Source organism: Streptomyces sp. NPDC059696, assembly GCF_042733745.1.
In the GTDB taxonomy this organism is placed as follows: domain Bacteria; phylum Actinomycetota; class Actinomycetes; order Streptomycetales; family Streptomycetaceae; genus Streptomyces.
Genome location: NZ_JBHWFG010000002.1, coordinates 32,497 through 51,067, shown reverse-complemented (window position 1 = coordinate 51,067; position 18,571 = coordinate 32,497). Strand labels below are relative to the sequence as shown.

General features: G+C 73.7%; 10 protein-coding genes. 9 read left to right on the top strand and 1 reads right to left on the bottom strand.

What is annotated here, in order from left to right; translation table 11 throughout:
- Positions 1-24 precede the first annotated feature (24 nt).
- The 8 genes from ACFV20_RS02030 to ACFV20_RS01995 all read left to right on the top strand — a co-directional run bounded on the left by ACFV20_RS02030 (position 25) and on the right by ACFV20_RS01995 (position 15,834).
- Positions 25-2,112 carry a serine/threonine-protein kinase gene (locus tag ACFV20_RS02030; RefSeq protein ID WP_385651378.1) on the top strand — a complete coding sequence of 696 codons (2,088 nt, stop codon included), beginning with the start codon at positions 25-27 and terminating at the stop codon, positions 2,110-2,112.
- Between the two features lie 152 nt (positions 2,113-2,264).
- Positions 2,265-4,763, top strand: coding sequence for a protein kinase (locus tag ACFV20_RS02025; RefSeq protein WP_385651374.1), 2,499 nt, complete (start codon positions 2,265-2,267; stop codon positions 4,761-4,763).
- A gap of 168 nt (positions 4,764-4,931) precedes the next feature.
- Positions 4,932-6,707 carry a serine/threonine-protein kinase gene (locus tag ACFV20_RS02020; protein ID WP_385651370.1) on the top strand — a complete coding sequence of 592 codons (1,776 nt, stop codon included), beginning with the start codon at positions 4,932-4,934 and terminating at the stop codon, positions 6,705-6,707.
- Between the two features lie 150 nt (positions 6,708-6,857).
- Positions 6,858-8,030, top strand: a complete 1,173-nt coding sequence (locus ACFV20_RS02015) for a protein kinase (protein WP_385651367.1) — start codon at positions 6,858-6,860, stop codon at positions 8,028-8,030.
- 350 nt (positions 8,031-8,380) lie between these two features.
- Positions 8,381-10,045 carry a serine/threonine-protein kinase gene (locus ACFV20_RS02010; protein ID WP_385651364.1) on the top strand — a complete coding sequence of 555 codons (1,665 nt, stop codon included), beginning with the start codon at positions 8,381-8,383 and terminating at the stop codon, positions 10,043-10,045.
- Between the two features lie 71 nt (positions 10,046-10,116).
- Positions 10,117-12,189: a protein kinase gene (locus ACFV20_RS02005; RefSeq protein WP_385651360.1), complete on the top strand. Its 2,073-nt coding sequence runs from the start codon at positions 10,117-10,119 to the stop codon at positions 12,187-12,189.
- A gap of 136 nt (positions 12,190-12,325) precedes the next feature.
- Positions 12,326-14,008: a succinic semialdehyde dehydrogenase gene (locus ACFV20_RS02000; protein ID WP_385651358.1), complete on the top strand. Its 1,683-nt coding sequence runs from the start codon at positions 12,326-12,328 to the stop codon at positions 14,006-14,008.
- Positions 14,009-14,046: 38 nt separating this feature from the next.
- Positions 14,047-15,834 (top strand): GMC family oxidoreductase N-terminal domain-containing protein, encoded by a 1,788-nt coding sequence (locus ACFV20_RS01995; protein WP_385651355.1) that lies wholly within the window; start codon positions 14,047-14,049, stop codon positions 15,832-15,834.
- Positions 15,835-15,924: 90 nt separating this feature from the next.
- Here ACFV20_RS01995 and ACFV20_RS01990 read toward each other — a convergent pair whose 3' ends face one another.
- The gene (locus tag ACFV20_RS01990; protein WP_385651352.1) at positions 15,925-16,905 is read right to left on the bottom strand and encodes an LAETG motif-containing sortase-dependent surface protein; all 981 of its coding nucleotides are present in this window, start codon (positions 16,903-16,905) and stop codon (positions 15,925-15,927) included.
- Between the two features lie 312 nt (positions 16,906-17,217).
- On the opposite strand from ACFV20_RS01990, the gene ACFV20_RS01985 reads away from it, so the two are divergent.
- Complete coding sequence (locus ACFV20_RS01985; RefSeq protein WP_385651350.1) at positions 17,218-18,384, top strand: hypothetical protein; 1,167 nt, start codon at positions 17,218-17,220, stop codon at positions 18,382-18,384.
- The last annotated feature ends 187 nt before the right edge of the window (positions 18,385-18,571 follow it).

The window sequence follows — 18,571 nt, the reverse complement described above, 5'->3', positions numbered from 1 at the left end:
AGGGCGGGTTGTATGAGGGGACGCATGTCGGAGGCGGAGCGGGCGGGCACATCTCGTCAGGACACTCGTCAGGGCAACAGGGAGCGTCTCCTCGCGGGGCGCTACCGGCTGGGCAAGGTGCTCGGCCGGGGCGGCATGGGCACGGTGTGGCGGGCCGAGGACGAGACCCTCGGCCGGACGGTCGCCGTGAAGGAGCTGCGCTTCCCGTCGAACATCGACGAGGAGGAGAAGCGGCGGCTGATCACGCGGACGCTGCGCGAGGCCAAGGCCATCGCGCGGATCCGCAACAACAGCGCCGTGACGGTCTTCGACGTGGTCCAGGAGGACGACCGGCCCTGGATCGTGATGGAGCTCGTCGAGGGCAAGTCCCTCGCCGAGGTCATCCGGGAGGACGGCCTCCTGGAGCCGAAGCGTGCCGCGGAGGTCGGGCTCGCGGTCCTCGACGTGCTGCGCTCGGCCCACCGCGAGGGCATCCTGCACCGCGACGTGAAGCCGTCGAACGTGCTGATCGCCGAGGACGGCCGGGTCGTGCTCACCGACTTCGGCATCGCCCAGGTCGAGGGTGACCCGTCCATCACCTCGACCGGCATGCTCGTCGGCGCGCCCTCCTACATCTCCCCGGAGCGGGCGCGCGGGCACAAGCCGGGCCCGGCGGCCGACCTGTGGTCGCTCGGCGGCCTGCTGTACGCGGCGGTGGAGGGCGCGCCGCCGTACGACAAGGGGTCGGCCATAGCGACGCTGACGGCCGTGATGACCGAGCCGCTGGAGGAGCCGAAGAACGCGGGTCCGCTGACGGACGTCATCCACGGGCTGCTCACCAAGGACCCCGCGCAGCGGCTCGACGACGCGGGCGCCCGGGCGATGCTGAACTCGGTGCTGCACGCACCCGAGAAGGCCGCGTCCGAGGCGATGGACGCGACGAAGGTCGTGCCGTTGCCCGCCCAGCCGGACAGGTCCTCGCGCAAGGGGAGTTCGGCGGGCAAGCGCGGCGAGGAGGCCGGGGAGCGGTTGCGCGGCGCGCTGCGTTCCGTGCGCAAGGCCGCGGCGGGATCCGCCGCCGCCGGGGCGACGGACGCTGCCGCCAAGTCCGCGTCCACCGGCTCCTCCTCGGCCCGGTCCACCTCCGCCGGAACCGGCGCCGACGATGCCGCCGCCGGGTCGGCGGGCGCGGCCTCCTCCGCTTCGGGCGGTGGCGCGGGCCGGTCCGGGGCCGCGGGTGCGTCCGGGGCGCAGTCGGGTGCGGGGGCGTCCGCGCGTGGCGGCGAGCGCAGTGCGCCGGAGACGAAGCCGGCCTCCGGCGGGCGCAGTTCGGGCTGGCCCGTGATGCCGCCGCCGGACCTGCCGCCGCGGCCGGTGCCCCGGGCGCCGCTCACCGACGTGGTGCCGCGGCGGACCCTGATGATCATCGCGGTGGTCGTGGTGCTGGCCGTGATCGGCACCGTGCTCGCCCTCGCGCTCAGCGGGGACGACAAGGACTCGAAGGGGGCCTCCGGCCAGGGCGGCGGGAAGACCTCCGCCACGGCGTCGAGCAGCGCCGACACCAAGGGCGACAAGAGCGACCCCGCGCGCACGGACGGCGCCCAGAAGCAGCCGGCACCGTCCGGGCCGTCCACGGACGGCGAGCCGAGCGGCGCGGCAAGCGGTTCCTCGGACGAGGGCGGCTCCGGCGGCAAGGAGAGCGCCGCGGAGTCGACCCACCAGGGCGACCAGGGCTACTCGATCGGCCTGCCGAAGGGCTGGAAGTACCAGTCCACCGGTGCGGCGGGCGACCGCTTCACCGGGCCCGACGGGCAGAAGCTGCTCATCGCCTGGACGTCCACGCCCAAGGGCGACCCCGTGGCGGACTGGAAGAACCAGGAACGCTTCATGGTGCGCGCGCAGTACCGGAAGATCCGCATAGAGAAGGTGGACTACCGCGGCTGGAACACCGCCGACTGGGAGTTCACCTACAGCGACGGCGGCACCAAGTACCGGACCATCGACCGGGGTTTCGTGGTCGACGACCGGCAGGGGTACGCGCTGATGTACACGGCGAAGGCGTCCACATGGGGTGACGCGGTGCGCAAGGAGACGTGGCGGACCCTCACGAAGACCTTCGAACCCAAGTCCTGAGCATGAGGCCCCCGGGGTTTGGGGAGGGAGATCTCGCATCCCCGCATGCGGGTTGCCTGCGGCACGTATCGTAAAGGTTTGCGGACCGTGCGCAGCCGAAACGGACCGTGGGGCGAACGGATGTGACCGACCGGGCTGCCGGGGGAGGCAACGTGGACGACTACGCGGGTCGGGTGCTGGCCGACCGCTACCGCCTGCCGCTGCCGCCGTCCGACGAGTACGAACTCACGGAGACCCGGGCGTTCGACACCTACAGCGGACAGGAAGTCCTGGTCCGGCAGGTCCCGTTGCCCGAGATCGTCGAGGCCGAGGTGCTCGACGCGGAGGGGCTGCCCGACGGGTTCACGGCACGTGACGGCGGCGGGCGGCGGCCCGGCGGCGCGCGGGGAGGCGTCCGGCGGCCCGCGGACCCGGTGGTGCGACGCGCGGTGGAGGCGGCGCAGGCCGCCGCGGCCATTCCCGACCATCCCCGGCTCGACCAGGTCTTCGACGTGTTCGCCGAGGGCGGTTCGCTGTGGATCGTCAGCGAACTGGTCGCCGCGCGCCCGCTGGCGGCCCTGCTCGCCGAGAAGCCGCTGACGCCCTACCGGGCGGCCGAGGTGGCCTCCGACGTCCTGATGGCCCTGCGGGTGCTGCACGCGCACGGCTGGGTCCACCGGAACATCACCGCGCGGACGGTGCTCGTCTGCGACGACGGCCGGGTGATGCTGACCGGGCTGGCGGTGGGGGCGGCGGAGGAGGCCCTGTGCGGCTACGACCCCGTTCCGGAACCGGCGTTCGAGGAGACCGGGCGAGGACCGGAAGGTGCCGGGCCGGCCCACGGCCCCGGCGCGCCGGGAGCCCCGGGGCCGACCGGTGGCACGAGTGACCCCGAGGCGGCGCGGCGCGCTGCCATAGAGGCCCGGGAAGCCGGAGGGCTGCCCTCGGCAGAGGCCGCCGGCACCGGCGGTGGCCGTGTCGTGCCGGCGCGCGGGCCCGCGGAGGACGGCCGGGACCCCCGGGCGGCGCGGGCCGGGGCCATCGCGGCCTACCGGGCGGGCGCCCGGGCCGCCGCACGGGTGCAGGAGGTGCAGAGCGGGCGCACGGCCCTGCCCGGAGCCCGCCCCGCACCGGACGGCGGCGTCACGCCCTACGGCGACGGACCGGCGCCGTCGCCGTACATCCCCGGACAGGGCACGGCCTCCGGTGCCGTACCGCCGGGGCGGATCGCGGACCCCTACGGGGTGGGCGGCGGTCCGCGGTCGGCCGCCTGGCACGGCGCGGCGCCCCGCGGCACGGCCGGCGGTGCGGCGGCGCCGCGGGGCGGGGAGCGGGCCGCGCTCCCGCCCGCCCCGGACGCCGCGTCGCGGGGTGAGTCCACCCGGTGGGACGACCTGGTCGCGGACACCCCCGCGCCCCGGCGCGGCCCGGCCACGGCGCTGGCCGCCGAGCGGGCACGGCAGGCGCGGATGGCCGTCGTCGGGCCGGTGACCGAGCGCTGGGCGCCGGAGCAGGCCGGACCCGTCCACGAGAACTGGCAGTTGGCCGCGCCCATCGGTCCCGCGACCGACCTGTGGGCGCTCGGCGCTCTGCTCTTCCGGGCCGTCCAGGGGCACGCGCCCTACCCGGAGGAGTCGACGGCCGAGCTGGTGCAGATGGTGTGCGCGGAACCGCCCGCCTACGCCGAGGAGTGCGGACCGCTGCGGCCGGTCGTGGAGTCGCTGCTGCGTCAGGACCCCACCGAGCGGCTCGACTTCGAGGAAGTGCGCGGCTGGCTGCGCTCACTGGTGCGCTCGGCGCCCGAGCCGGAGGCCGGGGTGCACGTCGTCCCGACGCCGCCCGTGGACGCCAGGCGGCTGCCCGTCGTACGGCGCCGGGGCGAGCTGGTGCGCCGGCGGAAGGCGGGGCTGCCCGCGCACCACGGGCGGCACAAACGGGCCAAGAAGGAGACCGGTTCCCCGCGCCGCCTCGGCCGCACCCTGCTCGTGCTGGTGCTGCTCGCGATGGCCGCGGCGATCGCCTACGCGATGCTCTTCATGCCCAAGTCTGACGGTGAGGGCACGGGCGGGGCGGACCGTACGGGGGCCGCGGGCGAGGTGAGCCGGGCGCCCGAGCCGGACGCCAGCAGTGAGCCACGGCCCGAACAGACCTCGCCCGAGGGGGAGAAGAGCCCGTCGTCGTCGGCCGGCACCACCGAGACACAGACCACCGGCCCCGACATCGGCGACGGTTTCACCCTGCGCAAGGACGCGGCGGGCTTCCAGGTCGCCGTCGCCAAGGGCTGGGACCGCACCACGCGCGGCGGCGGCCAGGTCGTCTTCGCCAAGGGCGGCTTCGAGCTCATCGTCGTCCCGGGCCGGGACAGCGCCTCGGAGTACGGCCGTGATCCGATGGCCTACCAGCGGGAGAGGGAGCGCGAGCTGCAGCCCTACCGCGACTCCAGCTGGGCCACCTCCACCGGTCTGAAGACGATCGAGGTGGGGGGACGGACCATGGCCGAGGGGCAGTTCACCTGGACCGGCGGCGACGGGGGCGAGCTGTACGTCCGTAACCTGGCGATGCTGGTCGAGGGGCGCTACCACGTGGTCCAGGTGCGCGGCCCGGAGTCCGACCGGGACGAGGTGACCCGGCTGTACGAACAGGCGGCGGCGACGTACAAGACGACCAAGTGAGCCGACCGGCGCGCCGCCTGTACGCCGCAGTTCACACTCTGGTTGCCTCACGTCCCGGCAGGCGACAACCGTCACAGTGCGGTCACCGTGGTACCCCGCTTGTTCCCTGGGTGAGGGCGGGTCCTTACGCTGACCCTGTCAAGACCATTGCGGGGCAACGTGAATCAGATGCAGGGCCTGCTCGTCGCGGGCCGCTACCGGCTGGCCGAATCCATCGGCAGTGGCGGCATGGGCCGGGTCTGGCGTGCGCATGACGAGGTGCTGCACCGGTCGGTCGCCATCAAGGAGTTGACCGCCGCCCTCTACGTCTCCGAGAGCGAGCAGGCGATCCTCCTGGCACGCACCCGGGCCGAGGCCAGGGCAGCCGCCCGGATCAACCACTCCGCGGTCGTCACCGTGCACGACGTCCTGGAGCACGACGGCCGCCCGTGGATCGTGATGGAGCTGGTCGAGGGCCGTTCCCTGGCCGACGCGGTCAAGGAGGAAGGGCGTGTCGAGCCGCGCGAGGCGGCCCGTATCGGCCTGTGGGTGCTGAGGGCGCTGCGCGCCGCGCACACCGCCGGTGTCCTGCACCGCGACATCAAGCCCGGCAACGTCCTGCTCGGCACTGACCGGCGCGTGCTGCTCACGGACTTCGGCATCGCGCAGATCGAGGGCGACACGACCATCACGCGCACCGGAGAGGTCGTCGGCTCGGTCGACTACCTGGCGCCCGAGCGGGTGCGGGGCCACGACCCGGGCCCGTCCTCCGACCTGTGGGCGCTCGGCGCGACGCTCTACACGGCGGTGGAGGGCCGGTCGCCGTTCCGCCGCACCACCCCGCTGACCACCATGCAGGCCGTGGTCGAGGAGGAGGCCGCCGAGCTCCGGCACGCCGGTCCGCTCGAACCCGTCATCACCGCCCTGCTGCGCAAGGACCCGGCCGCCCGGCCCGACGTGCACGAGGCCGAGCACATGCTCGCCGAGGCGGCGGAGGGCCGACGGCCCCACGGGGCACAGGCGTACGTGCCGACGCAGTACGGGGGCACGACGCCGTACCGGGACCACCACAGCGCAACGGGCACCGGGCCGGGCAGGAGCACCGGCACCGGCACGGGTGCGACCGGCACCGGCACAGCAACCGGCGGCTCCGGCTCGTTCGGGGGCGGCTCGGGGTCGCACACCGGGACACCGCTCCCGCCGCTGTCCGGTACCGCGGCCCTGTCCGGTACCGCGTCTGCCGGGACGTCCACGGCCGGCACCCGGCCGTACGGCCCCGCCGGAGCCGGACAGGGTGCGACGGGCCCGCAGCGGACCGGCTCCGGCCGGCGCCGCCGGCTGCGCACCCTCGCCCTGGTGGTCGCGCTCGCGGCCATCATCGGCGGGGGCACGGCCGTGGTGCTCCAGCAGTGGAACGGGACGTCGCAGGACGACGGCTCCGGCTCGACGACGTCCACCAGCACCCAGGCGGCCGGAGGGTCGGTTCCGGACAGCTGGGTCCGCTACGAGGACCCCGTGGGGTTCAGCCTCTACCTGCCCAAGGGCTGGAAGCGCACGCCCTTCGGCCCGCAGGGCGAGCTCCAGCAGATCGACTACTCGCCGGACGGCGGCCTGCACTTCGTCCGCATCGCCATCGACACCTCACCCGACTTCGCCGACGCCCGCTCCCACCAGGAGGACCTGGAGCAGCAGGTCCAGCGGCTGGTCGGCTACAAGCGGGTGACCATGGAGGAGAACACCTACCGGGACCGCAAGGGCTCGCGGTGGGAGTACACCTGGACGGCGCTGGCCAAGGACCCGCCCTACGTCGCCGGGCCCCGCCACGCCGCGGAGGAGACGTACTTCTCGCGGGACGGCGTCGAATATGCGATCTACATCTCCTCGCCGGAGAAGGACTGGGCGCGGACGAGCAAGCAGTTCAAGTGGGTACTCCAGGGCTGGCAGCAGCCGCGGCAGGTCGGTTAGCCGGAACCGCCCTTCCTCCGCCGGGTCAGCGGTGACCTGCTCCCGGATCGCGGCAGCCGGAAGCACCGCCGAGCGGCGCGCCGCCCCGCCGGGGCCGGGCGGCGACCGGATTTCGTGGGCGTCGACGCCGTCTGCGGCATGATGGGGCTCATGGGGACCGAGGGAGCGAACTTCCGCGTGGTCGCTGGGCGTTACCGCTTGGAGGAGAGGCTCGGTCGCGGCGGCATGGGAGTGGTCTGGCGGGCGACCGACCAGCTTCTGGGCCGGAGGGTGGCCGTCAAGGAACTCCCCTACGACGAGACGCTCTCCGCAGCGCAGGCGCGGCGGCAGCGGGACCGTACGCTGCGTGAGGCCCGGGCCGTCGCTCAGCTGAGCCACCCGCACATCATCGTCGTCCATGACGTGGTCGAGGACGGCGAACGCCCCTACATCGTCATGGAGTTGGTGCAGGGCGGCTCGCTCGCCGACCGGCTCGACCAGCAGGGGCCGGTCGACGCCGCCGAAGCGGCCCGCATCGGCATCGCGCTGCTCGGCGCACTGGGCGCCGCGCACCAGGCCGGGGTGCTGCACCGCGACCTCAAGCCGGACAACGTGCTGCTGGAGACCGGCACCGACCGGGTCGTCCTCACCGACTTCGGCATCGCGCAGGTCGCGGGCGCCCCCACGCTCACCGAGAACGGCGCGTTCGTCGGCTCGCCGGAGTACACCGCGCCCGAGCGGATGTCCGGGGTCAGGACCGGGCCCGAGTCCGACCTGTGGTCGCTGGGCGCGCTGCTGTGCGCGGCCCTCAGCGGCGAATCGCCCTTCCACCGCGACTCGCTGGGCGGCGTCCTGCACGCGGTCGTCGTGGGCGACATCCAGCCGCCCCCACAGGCCGGGCCGCTCCTGCCCGTCGTACGCGGCCTGCTGGAGCGCGATCCCGACCGGCGGCTGGACGCGGACCGGGCGGAGCGGATGCTCCGGGCCTACCGCGACACGGGCCGTACGCCGCCGGTGCCGCCGCCCGCCTACGCGCCGACGGTGGGTGCCGTGCCGCGCGGACGGCCGTCGGTCCCCGCCCTGCGGCGACCGCCCGCGCCCCAGACGGACCCGAGCGGTCCGCACCGGCCGGAGGAACCCTTCCTCCGGCAGCCCGCGCGGCGCGCCCTCATCGCGGCGCTGCTGGTCGTGGCGATGGCCGGAGCCGGGGTGTCCGCGGCGGCGCTGCTCAGAGACGGCGGCAAGGGGGGCGGCGGCCCCACCCCGACGAGCTCCGCATCGGCGACACCGAAGACCCCGCCGCCCCGGCAGACCACGACGAACACGCCGGCACCAGGGCCGTGACCGGCGAGCCCGCCATACGCACGCCCGCGTCAGGCCCGTGACCACGGGAACCCGCCGGGTATCACGTGCTCCCGGCCCGTGACCAGCGGAGTCCGCCGAGTGCCGCGTGCTCCCGGCGCGCCCCGATCGTGCCCGCGCCGGCGCCATGACCGGCGGGCGCACCCGATGACAGGCCCGCGACCGCGCGCGTCCGTATCGGCACCACGTCACGTATCAGCACCGCGTCCATGTCGGCACCACGTTTGTATCGGTACATACGCGGAGGAGAGCCGCGGGTCGACGTCACGGGTCTGTGACCGGCTCGCGTCCTTTGTGGATCCGCGAGCGGTTGGCGCGGTATGGATGAGCCCATGAGCAACAGCGGGGGAGCCCGGTCCGGGGCCGACGAGCCGACGAGTTTTGTCCTGCAACCGCCGAACCGGCAGGCGCCGGTGCCGGGCAACCCCTACGCAGTGTCGCCCCCTTCCCCCCCGTCGCCCACCGAGGCCGTGCCGCCCGGGCAGGCCACAGCGTCCGAGGGCCCCGGCGCCGGGCGGCTCATCGCCGGGCGCTACCGGCTGCTGGCCAAACTCGGGCACGGCGGCATGGGCACGGTCTGGCGGGCCGAGGACGAGACGGTCGGCCGGGAGGTCGCCGTCAAGGAGCCCCGCGTCCCGGACCACCTTCCCGAACGCGAACGCGCCAACGCCTTCGAACGGATGCGCCGCGAGGCCCGCGCCGCGGCCCGGCTCGACCACCCGGCCGTCGTGAACGTCCACGACGTCGCGGTCGTGGACGACCAGCCCTGGATCGTGATGGAGCTGGTGCGGGGCCGCTCGCTGGGCGACGCGCTGCACGAGGGAACGCTGTCCGCGCGCGAGGCCGCCCGGATCGGCCTTGAGGTGCTCGGCGCGCTGGAGGCCGCCCACGCGGCGGGCATCCTGCACCGCGACGTGAAACCGGACAACGTGCTGCTCGGCCGCTACGACCGGGTCGTCCTCACGGACTTCGGGATCGCCCAGATCGAGGGCGAGACCAGCCTGACCGACACCGGCGGCTTCGTCGGCTCACCGGAGTACATCGCGCCCGAGCGCGTGCTGGGGCAGCGCCCCGGCCCGGCGAGCGACCTGTGGTCCCTCGGGGTGGTGCTGTACGCGGCGACGGAGGGCGTCTCGCCGTTCCGCCGCAGCAACACCCCCGCCACGCTCCAGTCCGTCCTCAACGCCACGCCGGCGCCGCCCGCCTCCGCCCAGGGCCCGCTGGCCGAGGCCATCCGCGGCCTGCTGGACAAGGACCCGGCCCGCCGCCCGGACGCCGCCCGGGTGCGGGCCCTGCTGGAGGCGGCCGCGCACCCGCCCGCCGCACAGCCCACCCAAGTGGCGCGGGTACCCGGCCAGGGCACCGGCGGCCGGCGCCCGCGGTTCGGCCGCGCGGGCCGGATCGGGCTGGGCGCCGCCGTCGTCGCGGCCGCGGTGACGGCGTACCTGGTGATCGCGAACCCGTTCGCCGGGCCGCTGCCCGGCGGCTGGGAGACCAAGCGGGAGAAGGATCTCGCCGCGTCGCTCGCCGTCCCGGCCGCGTACCAGCGGACCGTGCCGGACCCGGAGTCCGACCAGGGCCACTGGGTGAGGTACACCGACTGGAGCGGCAGCATCTGGATCGGCCTGTCCCTGGAGAAGAAGGCCGAGGACACCGGCGGCAACATCGCGGGCTCCGCGGCCGCCGAGATGTACGACGACGACACCCGGTTCAAGGAGAGCGGCAACTACGACCTGGACATGGACGAGGGCCCGAAGAAGACGGATCCCCAGGACACCACCTACCGGGACAAGAAGGCCGCCCGCAACACCGTCCCCTTCACGACCGACGACAGCGAGAACCCCCGCCCGCGGGAGGTCCAGATCTTCTACTACCGGACCCCCGGCGGAGACATGTACAAACTCACCGTCAGCTACCCGCGCGACAGCGATTTCACCGATCGGGGGCGCGAGGTGGCGAGCACGGCGATCGCGAACCTGGACATCGACGGGACCTGATCCCGGCGGTCCAACACCGTTGAAAACGGCCCGCGTCGACAATCCGCCGCCCCTCGGGGTACTGATGGGGCATGAGCAACGACGGGGGCGGGACGGACGCCGCGCTGGGCCGGCTGGTCGGTGGGCGCTACCGGCTGGTCGAACGCATCGGTGCCGGCGGCACGGGCACCGTCTGGCGGGCCCTCGACGAACACGCGCAGCGCGAGGTCGCCGTCAGACAGCCCCGGTTGCCGGGCGACCCGGACTCCGAGAGTCACCGGCGGGCGGCCCACCGGCTGCACCGCGAGGCCCGGGCCGCAGCGCGCGTCGACCATCCCGCCGCCGTCACCATCCACGATGTGGTCGTCGAGGCGGAGCAGCGGGACGAACGGCCGGGCCCCCTGGGCCCCGACGAGCTGGACGCGGCCGAGGCGCTGGACGGACTTCCCTGGATCGTCATGGAGTTGGTGCCCGGCGAGTCCCTGCGGGAGAGGCTCCGCCGGGGCCCGGTCGCCGTGCCCGAGGCCGCCCGGATCGGACTCGCCGTCCTCGGTGCTCTGCGCGCCGCGCACTCCGTCGGCATCGTGCACCGGGACGTGAAGCCCGCCAACGTGCTGCTCGCTCCGCACGGCCGCGTCGTCGTCACCGACTTCGGCATCGCCCAGGTGCAGGGGGACGACCCGCTGACGGTGAACGCGGAGTCCGTGTCCGGCCCCCCAGAGCCCGCGGCCGACCCCTCGGAGTCCGCGGCCGATCCCAGGGAGCGCGCGGCAGGCCTCAGGGAGCGCGCGGCCGGCCCCTCGGAGCCCGCCGCCTCACGGGAGTCCGCCGCCGACCCGGCCGAGTCCACCGGGGACCGATCAGAGCCCGTCGCCCGATCAGAGCCCGTCGGCCGCTCGGAGCCCGCTGCCCCATCGGAGCCCGCCGCCCCACCGGGGCCCGCCGCCCCACCGGGGCCCGCTGCCCCACCGGAGTTCGTCGCCCCCGAGCGGATCTCCGGTCGCACCGCCGGGCCCGCCTCCGACCTGTGGTCCCTGGGCGCCCTGCTGTACGCGGCCGTCGAGGGCTCGTCGCCGTTCCTGCGGTCCACGCCGCAGGCCACCCTCGCCGCGGTCCTCGCCGCCGAGTCGCCCGAGCCGACCCGGGCCGGGCCGCTCGGTCCCCTGATCGCCCGGCTGCTGGTCCCCGACGCCGACCGGAGGCCGGACGCGGACGAGGTCGCCAAGGAACTGGAGGCGGTGGCGGCACCCTTGCGGGTCCAGGTAGCGCGGGCGACCGACCACCCGGGGGGTCCCGTCGACGGGACCGCAGCACGATCCGAGCCGGTCCCCGCCGCCGCAGCAACAGCCCATCCTGATGCCTTCCCCGACGCCTTCCCCGACGCCGTCCCCGACTCCCTGCCCGCTCCCGCGCTCACCGGGGTCCTCGCGCCACAAAACCCCACCCCGGCGCAGCCCGGCCCTACCCCGGCGCAGCCCCGCCCCACCCCGGCGCAGCCCGGCCCCACCCCGGAGCAGCCGGACCCCACCCCGGCGCAACCCGACCCCGCCTCAGCGCACCCCGACCCCGTCCCCGCCAAGCGCCAAAGCATCCTCCGCCCCGGCCCCCTCGCCCTGCTCTCCGCCCTGCTCGCCGGCGGCATAGGCGCCGTCACCCAACTCGCCGACCCCAGCGCTGCCGAGAGCGCCGGGCAGGTCACCGACGCCGCCGGCACAGCCGACGCCTGGATTCCGCATCCCGAGCCGGACATGGGGGCCGTCCTCCACCTCCCCGGCGACTACCGCCCCCTCGGCCGTACCGGCGGCGGCGCGACCGGGCAGCCCCGCACCGCGCTCTACGGCAACGCGCAGGCCGGCACGATCCAGGTCAGCCTCCTCACCTGGGACGACGCTCCGGCCGGGCCGATGGAGCAGGCCAGGGCGCGGGAGACCGGGGGAGAGACCCGGTACGCCCCTGCCACCGTCCAGGGCCACGAAGCCGCTCTCGCCGACACCGCGTACCAACGTGGCGGGGCGCCCAGGCGGCTCCTGCGGGCGGTCGTCCGCACCGACGACGACCGCATGTACGAACTCCGCGTCGACATGCCCAGGGGCACACCGGAGGAGGAAGAGGGCACCTCGGTGTTCGAGGGGGCCCGGGAGCGGCTCACGATCGTAAAACGCTGAATCGCACCACCCGTTACCGCACAACGTCCTGATCAGCGCGTTTGTTGCCAGCGGTCACTGGCGTCGTGTGTGCGGTCGGTGAAGCCGTATTACCGACGGGTACCCAAAGCCACCGTTGCGGCATACCCTGCGGCTCATGACGGACGCGCAGGCCGCCGAGAAGACGGCAGAGACCGGCACGGCAGAGACCGGCACGGCACACACCGGCACGGCAGAGACCGGCACGGCACAGACGGGTACGAACCCCCTCGCCCCCGCCCCGGAGGGCGTCCGCACCGCCGCGGACGTGGTCACGCCCGAGCTGGTCGCCCAGCTCACCAAGGGTGTGGTCGGCTCGGGCCGGACCGCCAACCACACGCCGTTCACCGGAGAGAAGCTGGCCGACCTCCCCGAGTCGACGCCCGAGGACGTGGCGAAGGCCTTCGAAGCCGCCCGCGCCGCCCAGGCCGTGTGGGAGCGGACCCCCGTACGACAGCGCGCCGCCGTCCTGCTCCGCTTCCACGACCTGGTGCTGGAGCGCCAGGCCGAGGTGCTCGACCTGATCCAGCTGGAGACCGGCAAGGCCCGCCTGCACGGCCACGAGGAGGTCCAGGCCGTCGCCGTCGCCGCCCGGCACTACGGCCGCAAGGCCCCCGCCTACCTGCGCCCCAAGCGGCACGCCGGCGCCATGCCGACCCTCACCAAGGTCACCGAGCTGCGCCATCCGCGCGGAGTCGTGGGCCAGATCGCCCCCTGGAACTACCCGCTGGAACTGTCGGTGGGCGACGCGCTCCCGGCGTTCGTCGCGGGCAACGCGGTCGTCATGAAGCCGGACACGGAGACCTGCCTGACCGCCCTGTGGGCCCGTGACCTGCTCATCGAGGCCGGTCTGCCCGCCGACGTCTTCCAGGTCGTGATCGGCGACGGCCCGGTCGTCGGCCCCGAGGTCGTCCGGCACGCCGACTACGTCTCCTTCACCGGCTCCACCCGCACCGGCCGCGAGGTCGCCCAGGGCGCCGCCGCCCGGCTGGTCGGCGTCTCGCTCGAACTCGGCGGCAAGAACGCCATGCTGGTCCTGGAGGACGCCGACATCGAGAAGGCCGCGGCCGGAGCCGTCCGCGCCTGCTTCTCCTCCGCCGGCCAGCTGTGCATCTCCATCGAGCGGCTCTTCGTCCACGAGTCGGTCGCGGACGCCTTCCTGGAGCGTTTCGCCGCCCGGACGAAGGCGATGCGCCTCGGCACGTCCCTCGCGTACGGCGCCGACATGGGCTCCCTGGTCGGCGAGCGGCAGCTCGAGACGGTCACGCGGCACGTGGAGGAAGCCGTGGCCAAGGGCGCGAAGGTCGTCGCGGGCGGTGTGGCACGCCCCGACATCGGCCCGTACTTCTTCGAGCCCACGATCCTCGACGGGGTCGTCACCGACATGTCCGTCTGCGACGAGGAGACCTTCGGCCCGGTCGTCTCGGTCTACCGCTTCAAGGACGAGGACGAGGCGATCGAGCGCGCCAACGCCACGGCGTACGGCCTGAACTCCTCGGTGTGGACGAAGAACGGCCGCCGCGGCCAGGAGGTCGCCGCCCGCCTGCGCACCGGGACGGTCAACATCAACGAGGGCTACGCCCCCGCCTACGGCAGCGTCCAGTCCCCCATGGGCGGCATGAAGGACTCGGGTCTCGGCCGCCGCCACGGTTCCGAGGGCATCCTCAAGTACACCGAGGCGCAGACGGTCGCCCACCAGCGGGTGCTCCCGATGGCCCCGTCGCTGGGCATGGACGACGAGAAGTACGCGCGGTTCATGAGCCGGAGCCTGCGCCTGATGAAGGCGTTCCGCTTCCGGTAGACGACCCTCGCCTCAGCCACTCGAAGGAGAGACGGCACGTGTCTCAGGACGCTTACGACTACGACGTCATCGTCGTGGGTTCCGGCTTCGGCGGGTCGGTGACCGCCCTGCGCCTCACGGAGAAGGGCTACAGGGTGGGCGTCCTCGAAGCCGGCCGCCGCTTCACCCGTGAGTCCCTCCCGAAGAACTCCTGGGACCTGAAGAACTACCTGTGGGCGCCGAAGCTCGGCATGTACGGCATCCAGCGCATCCATCTGCTGGGCAACGTCATGGTCCTGGCGGGCGCGGGCGTGGGCGGCGGCTCCCTCAACTACGCCAACACCCTCTACGTCCCGCCGACGCCGTTCTTCGAGGACCCCCAATGGCGTGACATCACCGACTGGCAGGACGAGCTGGCGCCGTACTACGACCAGGCCCGGCGCATGCTGGGCGTGCGGCTCAACCCGACCATGACCCCCTCCGATGTCCACCTGAAGGCGGCGGCGGAGAAGATGGGCTGCGGGGACACCTTCCACATGGCCCCGGTCGGTGTCTTCTTCGGCGACGGCGAGGACGCCGACGGCTCGGCGAAGGCGAAGCCGGGCGAGGAGGTGCCGGACCCGTACTTCGGCGGGGCGGGCCCGTCCCGCAAGGCCTGCTCCGAGTGCGGCGAGTGCATGACCGGCTGCCGGCACGGCGCCAAGAACACCCTCAACGAGAACTACCTGCACCTCGCCGAGAAGGCCGGCGCGGTCGTCCACCCCATGACGACGGTGGTCTCGGTCACCGACGACTCGCGCGGCGGCTACGCGGTCGCCACCCTGCCGACCGACCGCGGCCGCAAGGCGAGGGGCCGCACCTACACCGCCCGCAAGGTCGTCCTCGCCGCCGGCACCTACGGCACGCAGACCCTGCTGCACCGCATGAAGGCGGGCGGTCAACTGCCCCACCTCTCGGACCGGCTGGGCGCGCTGACCCGCACCAACTCCGAGGCCCTGGTCGGGGCCCAGACGGACGACCGGCGCTACCGCAAGGCGCACGGCAGCCCGAAGGCCGACTTCACGCGGGGCGTGGCCATCACGTCCTCGATCCACCCCGACGCCGACACCCACATCGAGCCGGTCCGCTACGGCAGGGGCTCCAACTCGATGGGCGGCCTGTCCATCCTCCAGGTCCCTTACGCGGGGACGGACTCGGGCGCCTCGCGGGTCCTGGGCTTCCTCGCCAACGCGGCGAGGCACCCGTTGCTGGTGCTGCGTTCGCTGTCCAACCGCCGCTGGTCGGAGCGGACCATCATCGGCCTGGTGATGCAGTCGCTGGACAACTCCCTGACGACGTACCTGAAGCCGTCGGGCGTCGGCCGCGGCCTGCTCACCGCACGGCAGGGCCACGGCGCCCCCAACCCCAAGCAGATCAGGGCCGCGACGGAGGGCGCCTCGGCACTGGCCGCCGAGATCAACGGTTTCGCCGGCTCCAACGTCGGCGAACTGATGGGCACCCCGCTCACCGCCCACTTCCTCGGCGGCTGCCCCATCGGTGACTCCCGTGACTCCGGCGTGATCGACCCGTACCACCGCCTCTACGGCCACCCTGGCATCTCGGTCGTCGACGGCGCCGCGGTCTCCGCCAACCTGGGCGTCAACCCGTCCCTCACCATCACCGCCCAGGCCGAGCGGGCGATGTCGTACTGGCCCAACAAGGGTGAGCCCGACCAGCGTCCCGAGCAGGGTACGGCCTATGTGCGGCTCCAGCCGGTCGAGCCGAAGTCCCCGGCGGTCCCGGCGGAGGCGTTCGGCGCGCTGAAGCTGCCTTTCCTCGGCATGCCGGTGGTACCGCCGAAGTCCTGAGCGCTGCGGGACGCAGAAGAGGGACCTGCGCCCCCCTCCGAGCGCAGGTCCCTCTTCTGCTTGGTGCGACGGCCCGTCGGCCGCTACGGCTTACGCCTGCACGCCGGCCTTGCGGCGGCGGACGACGAAGATCGCGCCGCCACCGGCGACGACCGCGGCACCGCCGACCAGGCCGATCATCGGCAGGGCGGAGCTGGAGCCGGTCTCGGCGAGGCTGCCGGTGACCTCCGGCGTGCTGCCGCTCGGCTTCTCGTCGGTGACGGGCGCCTTGCCGCCTTCCTGCGGCTTGGTGCCGTCGGTGTCCGTGCCGGCGGAGACGATTTGGAACTTGTACGACACGTCGCCGAAGCCGGTGCACTCGTCGTCGTTGTCGCCGTAGATCGTCGCGCCGAGCGAGAAGCCGGCGCCGACCGGGGCGGACTTGCTGACGTTGAGGCGCAGCGGGATCTCGACCTCGTACTCGGGCTTCAGCTCGTCGGTGTAGCCGACGTAACCGACCGCGTAGCCGCCCTCGTTGAGGTCGACCCAGGTCTTGCCCTCCGGGTCCCAGGCCTGGAGCTGGACCTGCTTGCTGGTGAACAGCTCCTCGCCGTTCTTGTCGGGGGAGGCCCCGGCGAAGAAGTTGAGGTCGTTCAGCGTGGAGTCGGAGTTGTTCAGCACGTTCAGCGAGAACTTGTGCCAGCCGCTGCCCGCCGCGATCTTGCCGGGCAGTCCGGAGATGCTGACGTCGACCTTGGTGTCCTCGCACACCGAGGGCTCGGGGTCGGGGGACTCCGACTCCTCGGGCTCGGAGGCGCTGGGCGCGGGGGAGGATTCGCTGGCGGAGGCGCTCGGCGAGCTGGACGTCTCGGGAGCGGACGCGCTCACGGACGTGCTCGGAGCCGGCGACGTCTCCGGAGCGGACTCGGTCACCGACGGCGAGGGCGACGTCTCGGGAGCGGACTCGCTCACCGACGCGCTCGGCGTGGGCGTCGTTTCGTCGGTCGCGTACGCGGCCGGTGCCGCGAGCAGTGCCACCGGGGCTATGACCGCCGTAGCGGCCGCTGCTGCCATGGCGCGGCGAAGCTTCATGAAGACCTCGGAGAGTCCGGCGTACCGCGGGATGCGGCACGAACGTTGGGGGAGGCCTCCGCGTGTGGGGCGCGGGAGTGGCCCTTGGTTCGCCGTGTTTGATCAGTGAAGGCTGTGAATGGTTGTGCCGCTCCTGACAAGATTTTTATGTGTCCTGCGTCACAGGGTCGGGGGTCCTGCGTCACGGGGTGGGGGGTCCTCGGCGGTGGTCGACGGCGCCGAGCGGCTGTACCGCTGTCTCCGGGCTCGCTGTCCGAAGGCTGACGTACGCTCGGCCGTCCGGCGAGAGACCACGAGAAAGCGCGGAGAATCATGGCCGACAGACCGTCAGAAGGCCCCGGGAACGGGCTCGGTGAAGAAGGCGGCTCCTCCTCGTCCATACCCGACGACATGTGGGAGAAGTTCCTCGAGGACAGCGAACGCGACATCCGTTCCACTGCCCCGAAGGAGCCGTCCGCGCGGGCCCGTATGGTCACCGAGCGGCTGCGCGAGCAGGACGCCAGGGGCGAGTTGCCGCCGGGGTGGCGTACCGGCCCTGCCTGGCAGGAGATGAACGGCCGTGCGGCCCGGCGCCGCAAGCTGTGGACCGTCCTCGGGGTGGCGGTCGCCGCCGCCGTCGCGCTGGTGGCCCTGAAGCCGTCGCTGCTGCCCGGCGACCCCTTCGGCACCGGGGAGCCCTCGGCCGCGGAGGCCGCACCGCTGCCCGACGAGACGGCGGCGCCCACCGCCGCACCCGGCGCGTCGGACCCGGAGACCCCCACCCTGGACCGGCCGTTCGCCGGCTCACCGGCGCTGCGCTGGGCCGACGGCGAGGCCGGCATCGTCCTGCCGGAGGCGAAGGCCGTCGGTACGGTCCCGGCGGGCCGGGTGGAAGAGGCGCTGAAGCTGACGAAGAAGCTGCTGGTGGGCGCCAATCTCGACCCGAAGGCCGTACGCGGGGCGCGCCCCGCGGCCGCGCTCTCCGTGCTGGACCCCAAGCAGCCCGAGCTCCTCGACGACCTCGACACCGGACTGCGTTCCCCCAGCAGAGGGCACGACCCGGTGACGCTGTTCAGCCGCTTCGACCCCGACGAGGCGCGGCCGGTCGGCGACGTGATCAAGACCCGCGGACGCATGACGTTCGAGAAGGGGACACAGGGAGGTGTCGCGGTGCGCGCCGACTACACCTTCGTCTACCCCGTCGTGCGGGCGGACGGCCCTCCCGAGGTCACCCGCACCATCGTGCGCAGGGTCCTCGACGTCGAACTCGCCGACCCCGCCCGGTACACGGTCACACCGGGCCGGCTGCTGCTGGTCAAGTACGACCAGGAGATAGGCAACTCCGCCTGTGACGTCTACGACGGCTACCTGCATCCGGGGTTCCCGTCGAGCCGGTCCGAGGGCCCGGACCCGAGCGGCCCGGCGACGGATCCGTACGACCGCAGCAGGGACATCGACCACGGCGACGGCGGCCACTGCGGGCGGGTCACCCGTACCTGAGCGGACGGTGACCGGCAGCAGGGCAGAGCGAAGGGCCCCGCGGGGTGGAGCCGCGGGGCCCTTCTTCTCGTCAGCACCGACGTCAGGGCAGCGCCGGTGCCTGGAAGCGGCGCCGGGGGGTTGCGCCGCTGGTCTGTACCTCTGGCGATACGGCAATGCGGGTGTCCGCGAGGGGACTTGGACTGTG